This window comes from Luteolibacter sp. Y139, from assembly GCF_038066715.1.
GTDB lineage: Bacteria > Verrucomicrobiota > Verrucomicrobiia > Verrucomicrobiales > Akkermansiaceae > Haloferula > Haloferula soli.
In genome coordinates this window covers 768,057-786,608 of record NZ_JBBUKT010000002.1, presented here as the reverse complement: position 1 = coordinate 786,608, position 18,552 = coordinate 768,057, and the positions used below count along the sequence as shown (strand labels likewise).

Annotated in this window: 20 protein-coding genes and 1 tRNA gene; 8 read left to right on the top strand and 13 right to left on the bottom strand. The window is 60.9% G+C overall.

The genetic code is table 11. The annotated features are described in order from the left end of the window. Nucleotides 1–7 precede the first annotated feature (7 nt). From WKV53_RS08190 to WKV53_RS08155, 8 genes are all read right to left on the bottom strand, one after another. Nucleotides 8–1,249, bottom strand: a complete 1,242-nt coding sequence (locus tag WKV53_RS08190) for an ATP-dependent 6-phosphofructokinase (RefSeq protein WP_341404078.1) — start codon at nucleotides 1,247–1,249, stop codon at nucleotides 8–10. Between the two features lie 102 nt (nucleotides 1,250–1,351). Then, nucleotides 1,352–1,690 carry a hypothetical protein gene (locus WKV53_RS08185; protein WP_341404077.1) on the bottom strand — a complete coding sequence of 113 codons (339 nt, stop codon included), beginning with the start codon at nucleotides 1,688–1,690 and terminating at the stop codon, nucleotides 1,352–1,354. Continuing rightward, on the bottom strand, nucleotides 1,687–2,280 hold the full coding sequence (locus tag WKV53_RS08180; protein ID WP_341404076.1) for an RNA polymerase sigma factor: 594 nt from the start codon (nucleotides 2,278–2,280) through the stop codon (nucleotides 1,687–1,689). The genes WKV53_RS08185 and WKV53_RS08180 overlap by 4 nt, the downstream gene beginning before the upstream one ends. 10 nt (nucleotides 2,281–2,290) lie before the next feature. Next, on the bottom strand, nucleotides 2,291–3,235 hold the full coding sequence (locus WKV53_RS08175; RefSeq protein ID WP_341404075.1) for a hypothetical protein: 945 nt from the start codon (nucleotides 3,233–3,235) through the stop codon (nucleotides 2,291–2,293). Between the two features lie 73 nt (nucleotides 3,236–3,308). Beyond that, nucleotides 3,309–3,716: an ester cyclase gene (locus WKV53_RS08170; RefSeq protein ID WP_341404074.1), complete on the bottom strand. Its 408-nt coding sequence runs from the start codon at nucleotides 3,714–3,716 to the stop codon at nucleotides 3,309–3,311. Between the two features lie 69 nt (nucleotides 3,717–3,785). Beyond that, a complete protein-coding gene (locus WKV53_RS08165) occupies nucleotides 3,786–4,124 on the bottom strand; it encodes a hypothetical protein (RefSeq protein WP_341404072.1) in 339 nt (112 codons plus the stop codon). 135 nt (nucleotides 4,125–4,259) lie between these two features. Further along, nucleotides 4,260–4,898, bottom strand: a complete 639-nt coding sequence (locus tag WKV53_RS08160) for an NAD(P)H-dependent oxidoreductase (RefSeq protein WP_341404070.1) — start codon at nucleotides 4,896–4,898, stop codon at nucleotides 4,260–4,262. 39 nt (nucleotides 4,899–4,937) lie between these two features. Beyond that, nucleotides 4,938–7,526: an LPS-assembly protein LptD gene (locus WKV53_RS08155; protein WP_341404068.1), complete on the bottom strand. Its 2,589-nt coding sequence runs from the start codon at nucleotides 7,524–7,526 to the stop codon at nucleotides 4,938–4,940. Nucleotides 7,527–7,619: 93 nt separating this feature from the next. On the opposite strand from WKV53_RS08155, the gene WKV53_RS08150 reads away from it, so the two are divergent. The 8 genes from WKV53_RS08150 (at nucleotide 7,620) to WKV53_RS08115 (ending at nucleotide 13,637) form a co-directional block, all read left to right on the top strand. Then, nucleotides 7,620–8,516, top strand: coding sequence for a TIGR01777 family oxidoreductase (locus tag WKV53_RS08150; protein ID WP_341404066.1), 897 nt, complete (start codon nucleotides 7,620–7,622; stop codon nucleotides 8,514–8,516). Between the two features lie 69 nt (nucleotides 8,517–8,585). Next, entirely contained in the window at nucleotides 8,586–8,840 is a 255-nt protein-coding gene (locus tag WKV53_RS08145) for a hypothetical protein (RefSeq protein WP_341404064.1), read from the top strand. Nucleotides 8,841–8,991: 151 nt separating this feature from the next. Then, the gene (locus tag WKV53_RS08140; RefSeq protein WP_341404061.1) at nucleotides 8,992–9,651 is read left to right on the top strand and encodes a hypothetical protein; all 660 of its coding nucleotides are present in this window, start codon (nucleotides 8,992–8,994) and stop codon (nucleotides 9,649–9,651) included. Nucleotides 9,652–10,046: 395 nt separating this feature from the next. After that, nucleotides 10,047–10,484: an Hsp20/alpha crystallin family protein gene (locus tag WKV53_RS08135; protein WP_341404059.1), complete on the top strand. Its 438-nt coding sequence runs from the start codon at nucleotides 10,047–10,049 to the stop codon at nucleotides 10,482–10,484. Nucleotides 10,485–10,677: 193 nt separating this feature from the next. After that, on the top strand, nucleotides 10,678–11,388 hold the full coding sequence (locus tag WKV53_RS08130) for a YebC/PmpR family DNA-binding transcriptional regulator (protein WP_341404058.1): 711 nt from the start codon (nucleotides 10,678–10,680) through the stop codon (nucleotides 11,386–11,388). A gap of 11 nt (nucleotides 11,389–11,399) precedes the next feature. Further along, nucleotides 11,400–12,509, top strand: a complete 1,110-nt coding sequence (locus WKV53_RS08125; RefSeq protein WP_341404056.1) for a glycerate kinase — start codon at nucleotides 11,400–11,402, stop codon at nucleotides 12,507–12,509. A 13-nt stretch (nucleotides 12,510–12,522) separates the two neighbouring features. Beyond that, nucleotides 12,523–13,449, top strand: coding sequence for an ACP S-malonyltransferase (gene fabD, locus WKV53_RS08120; protein WP_341404054.1), 927 nt, complete (start codon nucleotides 12,523–12,525; stop codon nucleotides 13,447–13,449). 111 nt (nucleotides 13,450–13,560) lie between these two features. Continuing rightward, nucleotides 13,561–13,637 (top strand) — tRNA-Asp (locus WKV53_RS08115). Between the two features lie 96 nt (nucleotides 13,638–13,733). Here the strand turns inward: WKV53_RS08115 and WKV53_RS08110 are convergent. From WKV53_RS08110 to WKV53_RS08095, 5 genes are all read right to left on the bottom strand, one after another. After that, nucleotides 13,734–14,006 carry a hypothetical protein gene (locus tag WKV53_RS08110; protein WP_341404052.1) on the bottom strand — a complete coding sequence of 91 codons (273 nt, stop codon included), beginning with the start codon at nucleotides 14,004–14,006 and terminating at the stop codon, nucleotides 13,734–13,736. Then, nucleotides 14,003–14,332, bottom strand: coding sequence for a hypothetical protein (locus WKV53_RS08105; RefSeq protein ID WP_341404050.1), 330 nt, complete (start codon nucleotides 14,330–14,332; stop codon nucleotides 14,003–14,005). Before WKV53_RS08105 ends, WKV53_RS08110 begins: the two co-directional genes overlap by 4 nt. 427 nt (nucleotides 14,333–14,759) lie before the next feature. Further along, the gene (locus tag WKV53_RS08100) at nucleotides 14,760–17,039 is read right to left on the bottom strand and encodes a BT4734/BF3469 family protein (protein ID WP_341404048.1); all 2,280 of its coding nucleotides are present in this window, start codon (nucleotides 17,037–17,039) and stop codon (nucleotides 14,760–14,762) included. Further along, on the bottom strand, nucleotides 17,036–17,242 hold the full coding sequence (locus WKV53_RS28680; RefSeq protein ID WP_375341826.1) for a helix-turn-helix domain-containing protein: 207 nt from the start codon (nucleotides 17,240–17,242) through the stop codon (nucleotides 17,036–17,038). Before WKV53_RS28680 ends, WKV53_RS08100 begins: the two co-directional genes overlap by 4 nt. Nucleotides 17,243–17,469: 227 nt before the next feature. Next, nucleotides 17,470–18,084 (bottom strand): zinc-binding metallopeptidase family protein, encoded by a 615-nt coding sequence (locus tag WKV53_RS08095; RefSeq protein WP_341404046.1) that lies wholly within the window; start codon nucleotides 18,082–18,084, stop codon nucleotides 17,470–17,472. Nucleotides 18,085–18,552 lie beyond the last annotated feature (468 nt).

Genomic DNA, 18,552 nt, shown 5'->3' with positions numbered 1-18,552 from the left:
GATGGGCTTAGGAGAAATTCGCCGGCTGGCCCGTCGAGGAGAGCACCGAGCGCCACCAGCCACCGGCGGGGTCGAGACGCTTCACCTGGCTGGCCAGCAGCTCGATGGGGACGTGGATGAAACGCTCGTGGAGGAAGCCGATCACGACGCCGGTCTTGCCAGCCATGGCCGCGTGGACGGCATTCCGCGCGAAGAGGTCGCAGAGCAGCGAGTCCTCGCAATTCGCCGGGCAGCTGCGGACTTGGTAGCTGGGATCGAAGTAGCGGATCGCCACTGGCAATCCGGCGGTCTTCATGTGGGCTTCAATGTGGCCGCGGAGGAAGATGCCGATGTCCTTGAGCTTCACGTTACCGGAGGCGTCGCGTGCCGAGGCATCGGCCTCGAGGAGGTCTTGGCCTGCGCCCTCGGCCACCGCGATCACGGCGTGGGACTTGGTACGCATTCGCTGTTCGAGCGCGGAGAGGAAGGCTTCGAGTTTGAAGGGGACTTCCGGAATCAGCGCGAAGTTCACATCCTGGCTCGCGACCGTGGCACCGGCGGTGATGAAGCCGGCGTGGCGGCCCATCAATTTTACCAAGCCGATGCCGCCGAGAGTGCTGCGGGCTTCGGTGTGTGCGCAGTCCAGCACCCGTGCCGCTTCTTCCACGGCACTGAAGAAGCCGAAGGTGCGCGAGACGAAGGCGACGTCGTTGTCGATGGTCTTTGGCACGCCGACGACCGACAGCAGGTGGCCGCGGCGGCGGGCTTCCTGATAGAGATCATTCGCTCCGCGCTGGGTGCCATCGCCGCCCACGGTGAACAGGATATGGATCCCACGCGCGATCAGGTTGTCGACGGCGCGGCTGACGTCCACGGGTCCACGCGACGTTCCGAGGATGGTGCCGCCTTGGCGATGGATGCCCTCGACGAATTCCGGGGTAATCGTTACAGGGTTGATCCCGGAAGCGGGATCCAACCCTGCGTAGCCGCCGCGGAATCCGATGACTTCCGCGATGCCATAGCCGTAGTGCAGTTCGCAGAACAGCGAGCGGATCACATTGTTCAGGCCGGGACAAAGGCCGCCACAAGTGACGATGCCGGCGCGCGTTTCCTTGGGATTGAAAAAGATGAGTTCCCGCGGCCCGGCCAGTTCGAAGCAATGTCCGGGGTCGGCGCCGCATTCGATCCGCTCGGAGATGAGGACATCATCGCCGACAGTATGACCGAGGCCCGAAGCGTAGCGTGCTTGGCCGAGTGAGGGCGTTTGCATGACTCTGGCTGAATCGTGCGCCCTCGTCAGTGGCCGGGTCTATTGGACTTTGGTTTATCGCAATTTGATATGGGCCTGCATTTCAGCGGTTTCCCGCACTTTTCACGGACGGGTCAGGTAGAGTTGTCGGCTCCCGTCGGCCATCGTGATGATGACCGGACCAGCCTCTGCGAGGCTCTCCAGAAGGGCTTCATCCTTGTCCCGCTGGGGCTGTGGGGGCTGCGGCACCGGAGGTGGCACGGGGTCGCGGGTCTCCACGATCAGGGATTTGCCTGCGGGGGATTGGTAGGATGGGTGAATCTTCATCGCCAGCAAGATGCATGCGGCCATCGCGCAGCCACCTGTGATGAACGTCTTCAATTTCCTGCGACGGCGGCGCCTGACTGCCAGGCCGGTGGCCATCACATCTCTCAATAGCTTCCCTCGATCGTTTTCGTTCATGACGCGTCCTCCTCACCGATTCTCCGCATGGCGCGGCCCAGTTCCAGGCGGGCCTTCGCCAAGCGATGTTCCAATACCTTCTCGCTGACATTTTCCGCATCCGCCAAGCGCCGGACGCTCCACTTCTCGTCGTATTTCCGCTCGAGTAACTTTCGCATTCCATCATCCATTCCCGCCAGCGCCCGTTCAAAGCCATCGTCCGAACGCCCACGTTCCGCCGGCGCTCGGGATCGATCGCTGACAAAGCGATCAAGGAACCGCCGCCACGCCGAACGCTTGCGCCAGTGATCGGTGATGGCGGAGCGGGCGATGACCGTGAGCCATGACCAGAACGCCGCTTCGTCGGAGAAAGGGCGCGCGTGCCGCATCACCCGCAGCATGGTCTCTTGATAGACATCGTCCACGCCTTCCGGATTTCCTGCCTGGCAGGTGCGGATGTAGGCCATCAAGCGGCCCTCGTAGGCGTCGAAGAACTCCCGCCATGCCGCGTCGTCACCGCGAGCCAGGCCCGCGGTGAGCGTGAGCAGCAAGGGGGCTTGCTCCGAATCCCCGTTCGCAATCGCGTCGATTTCCGGCACGGCGAGGTCCATCGGTGAGAGGCTAGCGAAGTCCGTGGGATTCCTCAATCTCGGCGATCGCCTTTGCGAGGCTGTCGAGTTCGAGCTCCAATTGCTGGATCTGGGGGTGATTCTCTCCTTTGCCCAAGGAGGTCGCCGACTTGAGCTCCATCTGAGTGGCCACCTTTTTCTTCAAGAGGTCCTTGATCTGCTCGTCGACGGCCGCTTGCCGCTCCTTCAAAGAGGCGACAAATCCCTCGACGAGCTGCACTGCTTCTCCCGCCCTTTCCGGTTCCATGCGAATGATCAGCAGGCGGGACTCGTCATCAAAGGTCAGTGCGTCATCGGGAAGCTTACCGCCTTGGGTCAGGGTCTTGTGCAGGAGACTGCTCAGCCCCCTGACATTCCGGGCCCACGATGCTTCATCCGAGAAGGCTCCGAGGCTCATCACCTTCATGATCTTCGCCGATTGTTTGGAGGGCAGCGGGACGCTCTCCGGAGCGGCTGATGCCGATGTGCCCTTCGACTTCTTGGGCTCCGGATCGTTCGCGCTCATTGGCACCGTCCGCAGATCCTTGGCCGTGCTTGCCTGTGGTGCTGCGGGAGGGTTGGTGCTGCGGCGAATCATCACGATTTGCTGCTGACCGGGAGCTTGGGGGGGCGCGGACTGGACCTCAAAGCCGGCCGCTGTTCCCAACAGCGTCAACAAGCTCTCCGGTGAGACATCCTTCACGCTGAAGGCCGGCAGCTCGATGTCCCCGACATCGCCCTGCATGATCCAGTTCAGCTCGCCGAGCTGCTCTTTCATCGAGCCGATGACATCGAGAAGCCTGGGCGTTCCGTGCGTGGACATGGAGACGAACCCTTGGCTCCACTGGTTCACCGAAGAGGGGATGATGGCGACCGGTTCGGGGATGGTAATAGGAGGCGCTTCCTGAGCGCCCAAGGCCATCGGGCAGAGCAGGAGTGAGAGAAGTCGGGATTTCATGGTGAGTGTTGACTTGGTTTCAAAAGGAAACACGCAAGTCCCCACCGGAATCCCCGGGGAAAAATTGAGAAATCTATTCCGCCAAGTGCTGCATCAGGCCGCCGAGGTTCCAGAAATCCTGGCCGGTGACGATCTGGCCGTTCTTCACGGTCAGCCAGGTGACGCCCTGGAAATCGATCTGCTTGTTGCTGGGCGCGCAACCCAGTCCTGCCCCGCAGTGGAGGCCAGAACCGCGCCAGTGGATGCAGACATCATCGCCTTCGCTGACGCTTTTCACCAGCTCCACCTTGAGGTCCGGTACCGCATCGAGGAAGGCGGCCTGAAAGGCGATGAAGTCGTCTGGTCCGGTCATCGTCCGGCCACCTTCGAAAGTGCCGGTGGCGTCCGGTGCCATCAATTCGCGAAGCAAGCCGGTGTCGCGGTTATTCCACATGTCTCCGAACCAGAGACGTCCAACTTCCGAGGGGGTTCGTGTGCTCATCAACCGCGCAACCTAGAGATCCGTCGAGGAAAAGCACGGTGAATCTTCCCCGGTCGCGGCCTACGCTTTTCAAGCTGCCAGGGGATGTCCTTGGAACGCTGCTTGATCAGGGAGGATATCTCCGACCAACGGGATTGTCCGCACCGCCGCCTCCGGATAGGCATCCAGCAATCGCTGGACGGCATCCGATTCTTCGAAAGTAACGATGGCGTCCAGGTGGCCGAAGTTCGGAACGGCGTCGTTGGTGTGAGAGAGGAAGCGGAGGCCGCGTGCATTGTCTTCCCGGAACCCGCAGCCGGGGCAGAGGAGGTAGACGTAGCAGTCTTCCATCCACTGGTTGCAGAGGGCTTCCACCCAAGCGGCTGGCTCGCTTCCAGAGGGATTCATGACGAGGAGATTCGGTTTCATGGCAGTGCAGTGGCACCTCCATGGCATCACACGTGCCAGCATCCAAATCCTAGATGCTGCGTGGTTTGCCCGCGTCTTCCGACCCTCCAATCATGCAGGGCTCCACCCTAACAGCTGCACTTTGCAGCGTGGAGATTAGCGGTGCTCGATCAGTTCCTCGTGGGGGAAGCGAGCTTTCGGCGTGGTGGCGTATTTGTCCTCCGGGGAGCGATAGCCGGCGGCGCAGACGACCGAGGTCGCGTAGCCGGTGTCGGTCAACTCGAGCTCTGCATCGTAGCCGGCGGGGTCGAAGCCTTCGATCGGGCAGGTGTCGATGCCCAGCACCGCGGCAGAGGCCATGAATTGGCCCAGTGCGATGTAGGTCTGGCGAGAGTTCCAGGCGTGGCGCGCTTCGCGGTTCATGGCGGAGGCAAAGCTCACGACCACATTCCGGTAGCCCTCAAGGGTCGATGGATCGCGGCCCTGCACGGCGGCGAGGCGGGTCATGAAGCGATCGACATCCGGCTCGGTCATGTCGGTGCGGGTGGTGAACACGACCAAGCGCGAGGCATCGGTGATCTGTGACTGACCCCAGGAGTGCTGGCGCAGGCGGGCGCGCAGCTCGGGATCGTTGATCACGATGAATTTCCACGGCTGCAGGCCGAACGACGACGGGGCCAGGACCAAGGACTGCTCAAGCACCTCCCACTCCTCGTCGGGGATCTGCCGGGCCGGGTCGAATCTCTTCGTGGCGTAGCGGAAATTGAGCGACGTGAGGAGTTGCGAGGGAGTCATGGGAGAAATGGAATTCAAAGGAAACTCGGGGCGGGCTGGTTATTCCTGGCTCGCGTCCAGCTTGAAGGGCACGGAGGCGGACGGGAAGTCCTTCAGGGTGAAGCTGAAGATCACGCCGAACTCATCCTGGTAGCGGTTGTCGCGCTTGGTGATGCCGACCGAAGCGATCCACGAGTTGAAGTCGCGGTTGAGGGTGTACTGCTGGACTTCCAATGTGCCGTCATCGAGTTCCCAGAGCTGGAAGGCACCGACGCCCCACTTGTCATTGAGACGGGCATAGGTCCGCAGGTCGAGGCGCTGCGAGTCGGTCAGCACCGGGTGGTTGTCGAGCAGGCGGTAACCGACTGAAAACTCGAGGTTTTCGTTAGGCATGAAATTCGCGCGAGTGGCGACTTCCGAGAATCCTGAGCCGTCGCCGATGATGGGGAACTGCGTTTCAAGGTTCATATTGAACCATGGCAACGGGCTCCACTTCAGGTCGTTGTAGAGGTTGGAGAAGTTCCGGTTGTAGTCCGGGTCGGTGATGAAGGCGTCGAAATAGGTATCCATCGCGAGCCAGTCGTAGCTCTGGCCATCACGCTTGGTGATCAGCTTGTTCCTCATGCCGAAGCGGAAGATGCTCCAATCGCGGAGGCTATCGATGGCGGTGAAGCTTGGCACCGAGATCGGCTGCGGACGGGTGCTGAAAGTCTCGCGGTCCACGGAGGGGAACAGTGGATCGAGGTCATCCGTAGAGATGTAGGAGAAGCGGGCGTAGGGCTGGACGACGTGCATGAGGCCCTCGAGTCCCAGATTGCGGTCCTTGATGTCGCCGAGATCCTTGGAAAACTTCATGGAAGCCTCGAAGCCGGCGTGCAGATGGGTGCGATCCACTGATTTCGACGGACCATCCACATTCGAGTAGCGGCTGTATCCGATGCCTGCCTCCGGCGTGAATGCCAGCCCGCCCCAGTTCATGGGCATGGAGAACTCCTGGTACGTGTTGAAGCGGGTGTAGCCGGGGCTGAAGAGCTGGGTGGCGAGGCCGGGAATCGCCGGACTGCCGGGTGGCAACGAACGGATCCTCTGGACCAACTCGCGCTCATAGGCGGGAAGCTGGGAAAGGAGGAGCGGAATCATCGGATCGCCAGCCGGCAATTTCAGCAACTGGCGGACGGCGGACATCGAGGCGCTGCCGATTTCTTCCTCCACCACGTCGAAGGAAGCCGAGCCCTCATGGAGGATCGGCGAGTCGAACAGCGGCCGGCGGGCGAAATCCAGGGCGATCTCCGGAAGCCGGGTGTCCGAACGGTAGAATTCATTCGGCCGCAGGCGACCGAAGATGCTGAAGAGCGTGCCATCGTCGCGCCGGAAGAGGCCGATGGTGTTGTCCGGATTCGGATCATTGCGGAACAGGTCCGGATTGAAGTCCTCGAGGTAGTAGTTGTCGCTGAGGATGTTCAGGTTGGCATCCACGCGCCATTCGGCGTCCTTCTCCAGATCCAGCGGCACGCGGTGCTGGAGGGCGATGCGGTAGCGGTCCTCATTGACGAAGCCGCGGGTGATGCCGGTGCGGCTGATGTCGGGATTGAGGTCGTTCGAGTAGTAGAGCGAGAGGCCGGTGAGGTTCGGATTGTCCTCCAGTCGCTTGTCACTCAGATCGACGCCGGTGCCGACGCCGCGGCGGGTGCGCAGGTCGAAGTGCCAGCGCGAGAGCAGCCAGGCGTCCTCGTTTTCGCCGGTCTCGGGATTCGGATGACCGCCGAGCATCAGGCCGTAGCTATTGAGCAGGAAGGCTCCCCAGTTCGAGCGGGCACCGGGGACGAAGTGGTAGCCCAGGTCGCTGTCCAGCGGCTGGGACAGGTAGGGCAGCCAGAAAATCGGGGTATCGCCGGCGTAGAGGCGCAGGTTCTTGAAGGTGACCTTGTCGCCCGGATAGATGGTGGTTTCCTTGGCACGGAGCCAGAAGCCCGGCTCCTCCACATCGTGGGTGGTCACGCCGGCGTCGTGGCCGACGTAGACCTGCTTGCCGCCCCGGTCCTCGAGCGTGAACCGGCCGGCCTCCAGCAGGAGAGGATCGACACCCGCGCGCAGGTCGCTCGCCTCGAATTTTTCCTCGCCCCAGTAGTAGACGATCTTGTTCCCGCGTTGCAGCAGGCTGTTTTGATAGACGCTGACGTTGTCGGTCAGGGTGACGGTTTTGGTCTTGGTATCGGCCACGGCGTGGTCGGCGAAGACCTCCGTGCCGTCCTTGGTGGTCATCTTGACCGAGCCGTCTACGTAGAATTTGAGCTCCTTCTGGTCCCAGCGCGCCTTGTCGGAGCGCAGTTTCATGCCGTTGTCGGTGTCGACGTGGAAAGGGCCGGAAAACTGGACGATGCCGGTTTGGACGTCGTACTCGACCTTGGGGCCCTCGTCGTGGATGTGGACGTCCTGCGGCATCCCGAAGCTGCCGGCGACGGCAGGATCCTGGGGGAAAAGCTTGATGCCCTCCGGCACCGGCACGGGAGCGATGGGCAGGGGGGCGTCCGCGGGTGGGACGGCTTCGGCGGCCGGGGCGGGATTGGCTTCCGGCAGGACAAATTCTGGTTCCTGTGCGGCGAGCCGGAGCGTGGTGAGAAAAATGGCAGGGACAACGGCAACCCTCATCGTGGCGGGATGAGACGGGGTCACCGGATTCAAGTAAAGGTCAAAGCCTGAAAGCGGTTGCAGGACGGGGCTGCAGGCCGAACATGACGGGAAATGGAAGGCACGCTAGGGATCGTCGGTGCGTCCGGCTTCATCGGCCGCGAATTGGCGCGCCAAGCGACGGCCGCGGGCTGGAAAGTCTGCGGATTCAGCCGCGAGGTGAGGGGACCCGAGCCGGGAATCCCGGCGTGGCGAGAGTGGTCGGATCACCCGGATTTCCGCGGCCTGAGCGCCCTGGTCAATCTAGCCGGGGAGCCGATCAACAAGCGCTGGACCGCCGCGAATAAAAAGCGCTTTCATGACAGCCGGATCGGCGTGACGGAAGCGCTGGGCCGCGGCTTGGAAAAACTGGCCGCCGGGGAGCGTCCTCGGGTGCTGGTGAACTCCTCGGCCGTCGGCATCTATGGCGATCGTGGTGACGAGATTCTCGAGGACGACGCGGGGGTGGGTGGCGGGTACTTGGCGCAGCTGTGCCGGGACTGGGAGGCTGCCGCGGATGGGGTGGCGGAACTCGGTTTGCGGGTGATGAAATGGCGGACCGGGGTGGTGCTCGGGCGCGAGGGAGCGGCCTTCAAGCAGATGACGCTGCCGTTTCGCCTGGGACTCGGGGGTCGTCTGGGGTCGGGGACGCAGTGGATGCCGTGGATCCATGTCCAGGATCTAGTGGGTTCGATGCTGCACGGCATCGGCCATGCCTCGCTGAACGGCCCGATCAATGGCAGCGCTCCCGAGCCGGAGCGGAATGCCGACTTTACCAGGAAACTGGCGAAGGCGCTCAAGCGGCCGGCCTTCATGACGGTGTCGCCGTTCGCGCTGAAGCTGGCGCTCGGTGACTTCGGGCCGGCGGTGCTGGCGAGTCATCGCGCAGTGCCGCGGGCGCTGTTAGAGAGTGGTTTTCGATTCCGCTATCCGACGCTGGATATGGCGTTGGTCGAGCTGGTGGGGAGCTAGCGGCTGAGAAAGCGCGCGACCATTCGTGGAGAGGGGTGTTCATGGTCATGTAACCCCTGACTTGTTTCCATGAAGACTCCTCCATATCTTCTCGTGGTCGTTCTTGCTTCGCTGTCTCTCTCGAGCTGCGCTCGCATGGCTTCCGGCCTGGCCACCGCTATGATCGAAAGTGCCCTTCATCTCGATGATGATTCGGGGGAGGACTACGAAAAGGATGCCTTCCGCGCTCATCTCCGCCATGGCGACTCAGTCAGCGACGCGCACAAGGCGGCGTCCGGTGATCGCATGCTGATGGAGATGGAACGGGATCTGTGGCTGGAGTGAAGCGCCCGACGAGGCGTCATGCGCGTAAGGGACGCCGTGCTGCGGTTTTCATTTCCTTCGAATGTTAGACTCACTGCCGGGATTGTTATTTCCATCCTTGAGTCTGCAGGTGATTGAGATGTTTAACTCCGGCGCATCCCGATCCCGCTTCATGAAACGCTCCGTGTTCCTTCCGCTTGTCTTGGCTGCAATAGTCCTGTGGCTGCCTGCTCCTGCCACCGCCGAAGGGGTGGTGGCGCTCAAATCCGTGACGGGAGCACTCGTCGTCTGGGATGTGCCGGACTGCCGGTTCACCGTGGAGATCCCGGGCGATTCCGTCAAAGCGATGGATAACCCGGACAACTTCTTCCTGAACGTGGGTGGAATCGTCTTCCAAATCCAGACGACCACGGCTGCCGAAGTCCTTGGCAAGAAGGCCGCGAACGTGGCTCCCAAGGAGCTGCTGCAGGCGCACCGCGACTGGGAGGAGAAATACATTGAGAAGCTCACGAAGTCAGACCTGACCATCGAGTCGGAATTCGTTTCGCTGCGTGACGGCACCAATGCTCTCTCATGGTCCTATGCCATGCCGAAAGGCGTGGATACCCAGATTTCCCGCCAGATTTACCTGACCCGCGTCGCAAGCGGGCATGTCATCGTCCTCAATGCGGCAGTGCCCAAGAAGATGAAGCCGGAGACGGTCAGCAAGTCGCTAGTCGCCGCGGCCAACAGCTTTGTCGCTTACAAGAAGCCCATTGATCTGAAGAAAATTCAGGAGTCGCTGAGGGAAGCGGGCGGGAGCGGGAAGAAGAATGGTGTGCGCTCCCAGTGAAGGAGCATTTGGAGAGCCTCCAAGTGATCGGATACACCGAGGTGCTTACCCGCAGCAGGGCTGCTGGCCTTGAGCGACAGCAGGCTGCACGCAGTCCGGGTCTCCGATCCCAAGGGGCGGACACCCTGTCCCGCCTCTGTGACAAAGGTTGACTTTCCTCCGCAGCACTTTGTCGCGGGTTGGGAATCGTGGGCGAAGTGACGAGTGCTGATATTCAGCTCGTTGTGTCGCTGTGAACGCGCTGGCATTTCGCCTGCAACTCTCCTTTCGCCTTGGAGCTCGTCGCCGGAGTGCGGTGGTGGGTTCCAGAGCCGGAAGCGATCGGGAGACGGCCCTGTTGCTTTCGCGACCCACTCAATGATCCGTCTTTCAAACCACTACTTACGACCACGATCATGAAAGTTCTGACTCACTGGAATCCCCTTCGCGACATCCACGAATTGCAGCATCGCGTGCTGAATGCCCTGGGCAACGAGCGCGAATGCGGAGGTGCCGCCGTTGCCGAATGGGTGCCGGTTGTTGATATCCTCGAGGATGAAAAGGAATATCTCGTGAAAGCCGAGCTTCCCGGAGTCGCCCGCGAGAATGTCCATGTCACGGTCGAGAAGGGCCGGCTGGCGATCAAGGGCGAGCGTGCCTTCGAGAAGGAACAGAACGGCAAGAAGTATCACCGCGTCGAACGGTCCTACGGCACTTTCCTACGGAGCTTCAACCTGCCGGAGAATGCCGATGCCGAGAAGGTCGAGGCGCAGTTCAAGGATGGCGTCCTGTTCGTCCATCTGCCGAAGCAGGAGAAGGCTCAGTCGCGTGAGATCGAGGTGAAGGTGAACTGATTTCTAGGGCAATTCGGAGGATTGTTTGGGCGGGCAGCAGGGCTTTTCATGGGGCCCTGCTGCCGGCCCCATTTTGTTTTCGGCCGTGGCATCACCGCCTGCCCGTTTTCCCGGCGGCAGACAAGTGCTTGCGGGCTTGCCCGATGCCGCCGATCCGCTTCAATCCGGCCAGCCAAGAATTTCATCAAGTATCATGGGACGCGCCTTCGAATGCCGACGCCGAGCCAAGGAAGCCCGCTGGGACACCATGTCCCGCGTTTTCCCCAAGCTCGCCAAATCCATCACCATGGCTGCAAAAAATGGCGGCCCGGACCCGGCGGCCAATGCCCCGCTGCGCCTCGCCATTGCCAATGCGAAGGGCCAGAACCTGCCGAAGGACAAGATCGACGCCGCCATCAAGCGCGCCGCCGGCAAGGACGCCGCGGACATCGTGGAAGTGGCCTATGAGGGCAAGGGGCCGCACGGCTCGCTCTTCTACATCGAGTGTGCCACCGACAATACCAACCGCTCGGTGGTCAACATGAAGACCATCTTCAACAAGAACGGCGGCCAGATCGTGAACAGCGGCCAGCTGGATTTCATGTTCACCCGCAAGTCGGTGGTGGAGTTCGAGGTGACGCCGGGAATGAATCTCGAGGAGATCGAGATGGAGCTCATCGATGGCGGCTTGGAAGAGCTGGAAGTCGAGGACGGCATCGCCCGGGCGATCGGGGAATACGCCAACTTCTCCAGTCTTACCGCGGCCGTGGAAAAGCTCGGAATTGCCACCAAGAAGGCTGGCCTGGAGCGCATCCCGACCCAGCCGATCGAGCTCACCGAAGAGCAGATGGCCGAGGTTGAAGTGATCCTCGAGAAGATCGAGGAGGACGACGACGTGCAGGTCGTTTTCACGAATCTCGCCTGACAATTGCTTCAATGCGCGTCCTGCTGGCTTGCGACAAATTCAAGGGATCCCTGGGCGCGACGGAAGCCTGCGAGGCGATCCGCGCCGGGCTTCCCGGGGAGTGGGAGATCGACATCTGCCCGATTGCCGATGGCGGCGAGGGCTTCGTGGATGCGATGCTGGCGGGTAGCGGCGGGGAGTGGGTGACCGCGCCGTGCACCGATGCAAAGCTGCGACCCATCGAGGCGAGCTACGGCATCTATCGTAGTAGCAAGGGAGTGGTGGCAGTCATCGAAATGGCCTCTGCCAGCGGACTGTGGAGGATCCGTCCCGAGGATCGGAATCCCAGCGTTTCCAGCACCTATGGCACCGGACAATTGATACGGCATGCCATCGAGGTATCGGGTGCCACTAGAGTGCTCGTTGGACTCGGAGGGAGCGCTACCAATGATGGCGGAGCCGGCATGGCGGCCGCGCTTGGAGTCAGATTCCTCGACGATCAAGGCACCTATCTTCCTCCGGTGCCGGGTGTATTCGTCACGCTTGATCGCGTCGACGAGTCGGAAAGGATACCGCTTCCAGAAGTGATCGTTGCCTGTGACGTGGACAATCCACTTACCGGTCCGCGCGGCGCTTCGGCTGTCTTCGGTCCTCAGAAGGGGGCATCGCCGGAGGATGTGGCATTCTTGGATGGCGTGCTTTCCCGGCTTGTGCAGGTTTCCGGTGGGGAGGTCCAAGCGAATACCCCAGGGGCAGGTGCCGCGGGAGGACTTGGTTTCGGCCTGCTGCGCTTTGCGGATGCGAAGCTTGTTGCGGGTTTTGACCTCGTGGCGGAAGCGCTTGGCATGGCGGAGCGCTTGAAGACGGCCGATCTCGTGATCACCGGCGAGGGTTCGCTTGATGTCCAGACGCTCGGGGGCAAGGGGCCTGCGGGAGTCGCCGCGATGGCGAAGGCCGCGGGCATCCCGGTGGTCGCGGTGGCGGGGCGAATCGAGGATTCGGCGCGGCCGCTATTCGATGCCTGTCTGTCGCTTGAGAGCTTCGGCCTGCCGGTGGCGGAGTCGATTGCCCGCGCGCCGGAGCTTGTCACCGCGCTCGTTGCGGAGCATGCGGACTTGCTCCGTGGGTTGGCCGCCCGCTAGGACAGGCGGCGACATGAGCGACGTGGTTCTTCTATTCTCCGGACAAGGCGCCCAGAAGGTGGGCATGGGCAAGGATTTCCACGAGGCGTCGGAGACGGCGCGCGGGTTGTTCAAGAAGGCTGACGAGGCACTTGGTTTCGCCCTTTCGGAGGTGATGTTCGAAGGGCCGGATGACGAGCTGACCCGGACCTCGCGCTGCCAGCCGGCGCTGTATCTCCACGGCCTCGTGGCCTTGGCGCTGCTGAGGGAACGCGTGGGCGGTCTGAATCCGGTGGCCGCCGCAGGCCTGTCGCTCGGTGAGTTCACGGCGCATGCGGCTGCGGGAACGTTTTCGTTTGAAGACGGACTCAAGATCGTCGCCCGGCGCGGCCTTTTCATGGAGGAAGCCTGCCAAGCCACGCAGGGCTCAATGGCCGCTCTGATCGGTGGTGAAGAGGATGCCGTCCGCGCGCTCGCTGCCGAGTGCGATGTGGATGTGGCCAACTTCAATGCACCCGGCCAGATCGTGCTCTCCGGCACCGTCGCCGGGATCGATGCCGCGGTGGAAAAGGCCCGTGACCACGGCATCCGCCGCGCGATCAAGCTGAACGTCGCCGGGGCCTACCACAGCCGCCTGATGCAGGCCGCGCAGGACAAGCTAGCCGCCGAGCTGGCGGGCGTGCCGGTGCAGTCGCCGGTTTTGCCGGTGGTCTGCAATTTCGGTGCCTCGGTGGTGTCCGATCCCGCGGAGATCCGCAGCATGCTGGAGAAGCAGGTGACGGGCTCGGTGCGCTGGACGGAATCGATCGAATTGTTGATCGGAAAGGGCCATCGGACCTTCATCGAACTCGGTCCTGGCAAGGTTTTGGCGGGTCTCGTGGCGAAGATTTCGAAGGAGGCAACGGTGTATTCCATTGAGGATCTGGCGTCCTTGGAATCGGTCGTGGAAGCCCTCTCCTGAATGTAAGAAAAAGTCAAAATAGGTATTGCGCGGGGCCGGGGAGGTACCTAGCTTCCGCGCACGCCGCACGGGGCACCAAGCACCGGACGGCGCGCAAGAGAAACTACCAGTGGAGCGGTAGTTCAGTTGGTTAGAATGCCGCCCTGTCACGGCGGAGGTCGCGGGTTCGAGTCCCGTCCGCTCCGCCAATCTCTCCCCTTGGGGATCAAGAGGTTGGCCAAAGTAGAACCTGAGTCCGACTCAGGTCCGACACCGCCCGAAGCGAAAGCTTCGGGCGTCTTGTTTTACAGGGGCGAGCGGGGCAGGAAGTTGCCTACGGCTTGCTCGAACGAATCGGCGAACCCGAGGAAGTTCTCGCCGCCCGGATCAATCAGCCCAAATTCGACCACGATCTTTGGCGCTAATTCGTAGCTTCCGTCCGCATTCTCTTTGAGGACGACCACGGGGCAGGGCATCAAGTGAAGATCATCCCGCGAGGTGGGATGAGACTGTCCGGAAATTGTGTGGACGGCGAAAAGGTTGCAGGCTGTACCTGCCACGGAAAACTTGGAACTCATTCTGGGAGAGAGAGGGTTTGGGATTTTAAGGATGGGCTCGTTTGGGCGGCGTGGAGGTCCAGCACCACGCTCGGTCCGTCCATGCTAAGCACCGCCAGATTAATCATCGGGGGCTTAGCCTCTTCCTTGGGCCGAAAGTCGAGGCCCAGGGCTCGTCTGGCCAAGCGATCAAAAATGGAAATCTTGTGGATGCGGTCGAGAGCCTCGATGGGCGACATCTTCTGGACCCGGTCACCAACGCATTCTGTGAGGTTACCCATACGGTCCAGATGGCGCTGTGCCCGCTGCTCGCGCTCGACTGCAATCGATTGCGAAAGCTCTTCCATGGAGCCGCTGAGGGCAGCTACCTGGGCACGAGCAGCGTCTCGCTCGTCGGACCATCTTTCGCGGGAAGCACGAGACAGTAGGGTACCCTCGGCGACCCCAATGGCCCTGGCAAGAGGACGCAGTTCGGCACCCGCCAAAAAGGCGGCTTTCAACTGTGCCCACGCTTCACGTGAGGGCCGTTGTCGGTTCGGTGGTAATGGGGCGGGGGAATCGGCAGGGGCATGGGAGAGTGGTTTAGTGGACATGAAATTGTAAGATTTCGGAGTTCAGAAGTGACACCTTCGAGTTCTTGTTCGGTGAAATCCACGGAAGGTAATGCACTGATCCCACCGCTTGAACTGTGCGACCTGCGACGTAACCCGCCACCCTCTACCCGCTGCCAGTAAGGGGCAGAGGGCTGCCGAAAAGGGGGCAGAAAGGAAGCTCTCATTCTGTCGGTTGCTGTGTTTCGGGCGGGGGGAGAATCTCGAAGCGATTATATCCGTTTCGCATGGACGCTTCCCGGACGCGATGGGGGTGAGACTTGGCAAGCGACATTAGGTAGCGGCCCATTCGCTGCGGGGAATTCGGAAGTCCCTTGCACATATGCAGGGGCAGATGCCCAGGCTGGCCGATGTGAGAGAGAAGCTCGGCCGCGGTCCAAATCGTTCGCTTCTGCTCCGGCAACAGACGCACCGGGTCCCACGATCCCTTTTGGGCGTCTCCACCTTCAGCAAAGCTCATGGCATAGTCGATGAGTTCCAGCAACTGGACCTCCGGATTCAGGTCTCCCAGCAGCGCCTTGATGTAGGGATGGTGGAAGGGTTCGATTCCACAGCGGTTATTTGCCTTCAGCCAACTTGGGATCGTCAAGTTGTCCAGGTGGTGAATAAACGCGGGCAATTCACGCTGGACCCGCTGCTGGAACTCTCGTCGCTTCTCCGGGCTTGATGGGAGCAGGGGCAGCGGTCGCCGGTGGGTTCGGAGAATCGTGAATTTATCGCGAACATCGCTGGTCAAAGGCGGGACCACATACAGGGAGTCCGGATCGTCGTTGCAGCACATCACCGCCCGCCAAACTGGTTGAACGCAAAATGCTTCGCGGCCCTTCGGATGAATGCGGACCTCGTCATTGAATAGCGATTCCTTCATGGATGTCGCCAGTGCTCGACGTTTGGCCATCTCGCCGGAGTTGTAGCAGTCGTCGATCACCAGCAGCTCGGCTCCCATCAGGTCAGCGTTGAAGGTGGTTTCGCGACTCCACGCTTGGTGCGGCACTCCCACTCGCCCGCCGAACACGAGCTTGAAAAGGTAGACCAGTAGCGATTTTCCCGATTCGGGCACTCCAGCAAAGATCAGTACATGACCCGGAGTCCGCACAGCTGAGCGGATCGCAGTCAACCCCAGCTTCAGCCAAGCTAGCACGTATTCGACCTGCTTGTTCCCTGCGTGATCATCATTGCCAATAACCGCCTCCAAGATTGCGAGAATGGTGTCGCAGTTGCCCGGTTCGGGCGGGACGAGAGACGGACCGATGGTGACCAGAAGCTGGTGCTGACCCGCGCTATGGGGGCCCGCCGGGTGGCCCGCGAGCGGGCCTGCCCAGTCAATCACGTTACGTTCTTCGATTGTCTGAAGGAGGTTTTCCGCCCGACGCCGTTTCTCTTTGGGTGAAAGTTCATCGGGCTGAGATTTCATCAATCGGTTGAGGACATGAAGCCGGCTTCGGTAGGGACGCCAACAGTGGGCGGCGCGGATGAAATACTCTCCACGCTGGGGAAAAAAGCGGACATCTGCCGGTTGGCACCCACCGGTCCAACCGTGTTCACGGGCGTAGAAGAACAGCGTCGCCGCCGCCACTCGCTCCAATCGGTGCCTGATCTTCTCCTCGTATTCGCCTTCCCGTTCTTCGGGACTCCATTCCTTCAGGAGGCGAAGCCCGGCCTCTTCGCCCACGGCATCGCACACACTCGCAATGATTTTGAGCCACATCGTATACTCCGGCCGCGGCGGAATGAACGAAAGCATGTCGCGAACTTGATCCTCACTTGGCTTGGGATACCGGCAATCGATTTCGCTTTCTCGCGAAAGCCGTAGGCACCGTTCGTCGTGTTCCAATTCCTTTGTTTCTCCTTCTCGAATCCACACGTCTGGATCGTATGACACGAAACAGAGACGCATTGGGTCCTTGGTCGAGGGGTCTAGTTTGAGACCGTTCGCTGCAAATCGGCCCGAAGCACTGACGAATGCAGCTTCGTGACACTCGACATCCGGACGAACGCGAACTCCCACCTTGAATCCCTTGCCGCTCGGGGAGCGAAAGTAGAATGCAACCTCCGGGATCGACCGCAGCCGGCTTTCGATCTCTTTCAAGGAGATACCCTTGTGGTCCTTCTCGTCCAGATCGCCTTGCAGGAATCCGTTGTGTTCGAATTCTCGATCCACTAATGGGACCGACGAGTCGCGGGTCTTCGCGGTCCCGCTCAGGCAAACGGCTGGCAAGCTCTTCTTCCCATCCCGGTATGCGGCCTCATCGCCCGCTGCTAGAAGACCCCGGCACTCCTCCACGGGTTGTTTCCAATCACCAGCCGACACTCGGCGGAGATAGTCCGCCATCGTCATTGTTTCGGTGGGCTTCTTGCCCCAGACACCCTGGAAGATGCTGATTTGGGCTTCGAGGGTCCCAGCGGTCGTGGAACCCGCCGTAATTTCGTCGGGGGTTCTCATTGTTCGGCGCGGATGAATTGGGCTTCTTCGAACGCCAGTAGGTCGCTCAAGCGGATTCGGATCATCCCGCGGCCGAAACGGAGGGCTGGGAGTGCTCCCGAGCGAATCCGCCGTTTTACTGTTTCGGGGTGGCTCTTCCATCGGGCTGCGGTCTCGGCAACCGAAAGAAGCTCATCGTGATTTGTCGCATGCGCTGGTGGCATGTGGAGACTGGTGACAAATTTAAATCTACTTGCAAGATATTGCTGTTCAGTAGGTTCTGTGGGAATCCTTGGGGTTTGTAGGGTTCTTTGGGGATCTTTGGGAATCGTTAGGGGGGAATTATTTGGACCTGTAGGATTCTGTTGGGTCCCGTGGCGCTTTGGACCTCAAAAAAAATTTGTCAGTGCCCGCCGCAGGGTTCGTTAGAGTGTCACCCGTCTGCAACTGATCAAATTTGAGCCGCTAGAATCTGCGCCGCCATGCGATCCAAGGCCTCGCGATCATCCATATCGTTGACACCAGCCCATTCACACAGGAGAGGGTAGAGTTCACCGAGCGACTTTTTGAAGGTCGATGCTTCGAATGCCACGGTTTCCTCCGGTTCCCGATGCCCCGGAACTGAAGGTTCGGTATCAAACTGGCACGTCAGGTCGAAGGAGTAGTGTGCAAGACGCGCCATCTTTGCGTAATTCAAAAGGTCCAAGTCATCCCTTGGTTCCTGATGGTGCTCCCATCGGCCACAGGAAAAGAACAAGAACGGCACTCGATTTCGCGAAAACGCGTCCTGGGGGCTTACGTTGCGAATGTACCGGTTCAGTGTAGCGATGAGTTTGAGCCGCTCCGGCAAGGGAACGCGATCCAGCAGCGTGGCGAGATCGGCGTTACTTTCCGCGCCGGTCACAAACACGATGTCCTTCAAGGCTGGGATGCCAAGATCACGGGCCAAGAGTCCTGCGTAGGGCATCCAAGACAGCGGAAGATCGTGTCCCACCGTCTTGAAAATCATCGAGAGATCGGCATCCCTGGGATCAAGCTGATGATCGATAAAGTAGCTGCTGCCCATGGCAGGGCTTCGGTGATAAGGGAAAGCTCCTGCATCAAAGAGGAGGATGACCAAATCCCGGGCTAACCCCTTGTGCTCCATCGCCATTTCAGCAAGAGCCAGGCAAACAGAGATCGCGGCACCATTGTCGTCGGCACAGGGGGGCCTCTAACGCACTGTCGTAGTGCGCTCCGATGACAATGGGTGGGAGCTTGAAATTGCGTCCGCGCACCACCCCGGCGAAGTTTGTGAAAGTCAGTCTCTCCCACTGATAAGGCATGGCGAGGTGAGGACCGTCGTAGGTGTGGAGGTCGATCTTCTCCATCCGTCGCGCAATGAACCTTTCAGCGACGGCGTGCCCGGGCGTCCCCACGACACGTCTTTCAGGTCCGCAGATGGCACGAGTGTCGGCTTCAAGAGAGGAGGTTAGAATGAAGTGGTGATCGATGTTCATTGTCGGGTCGGCCGAGAGGGGGCACATCAATCTTT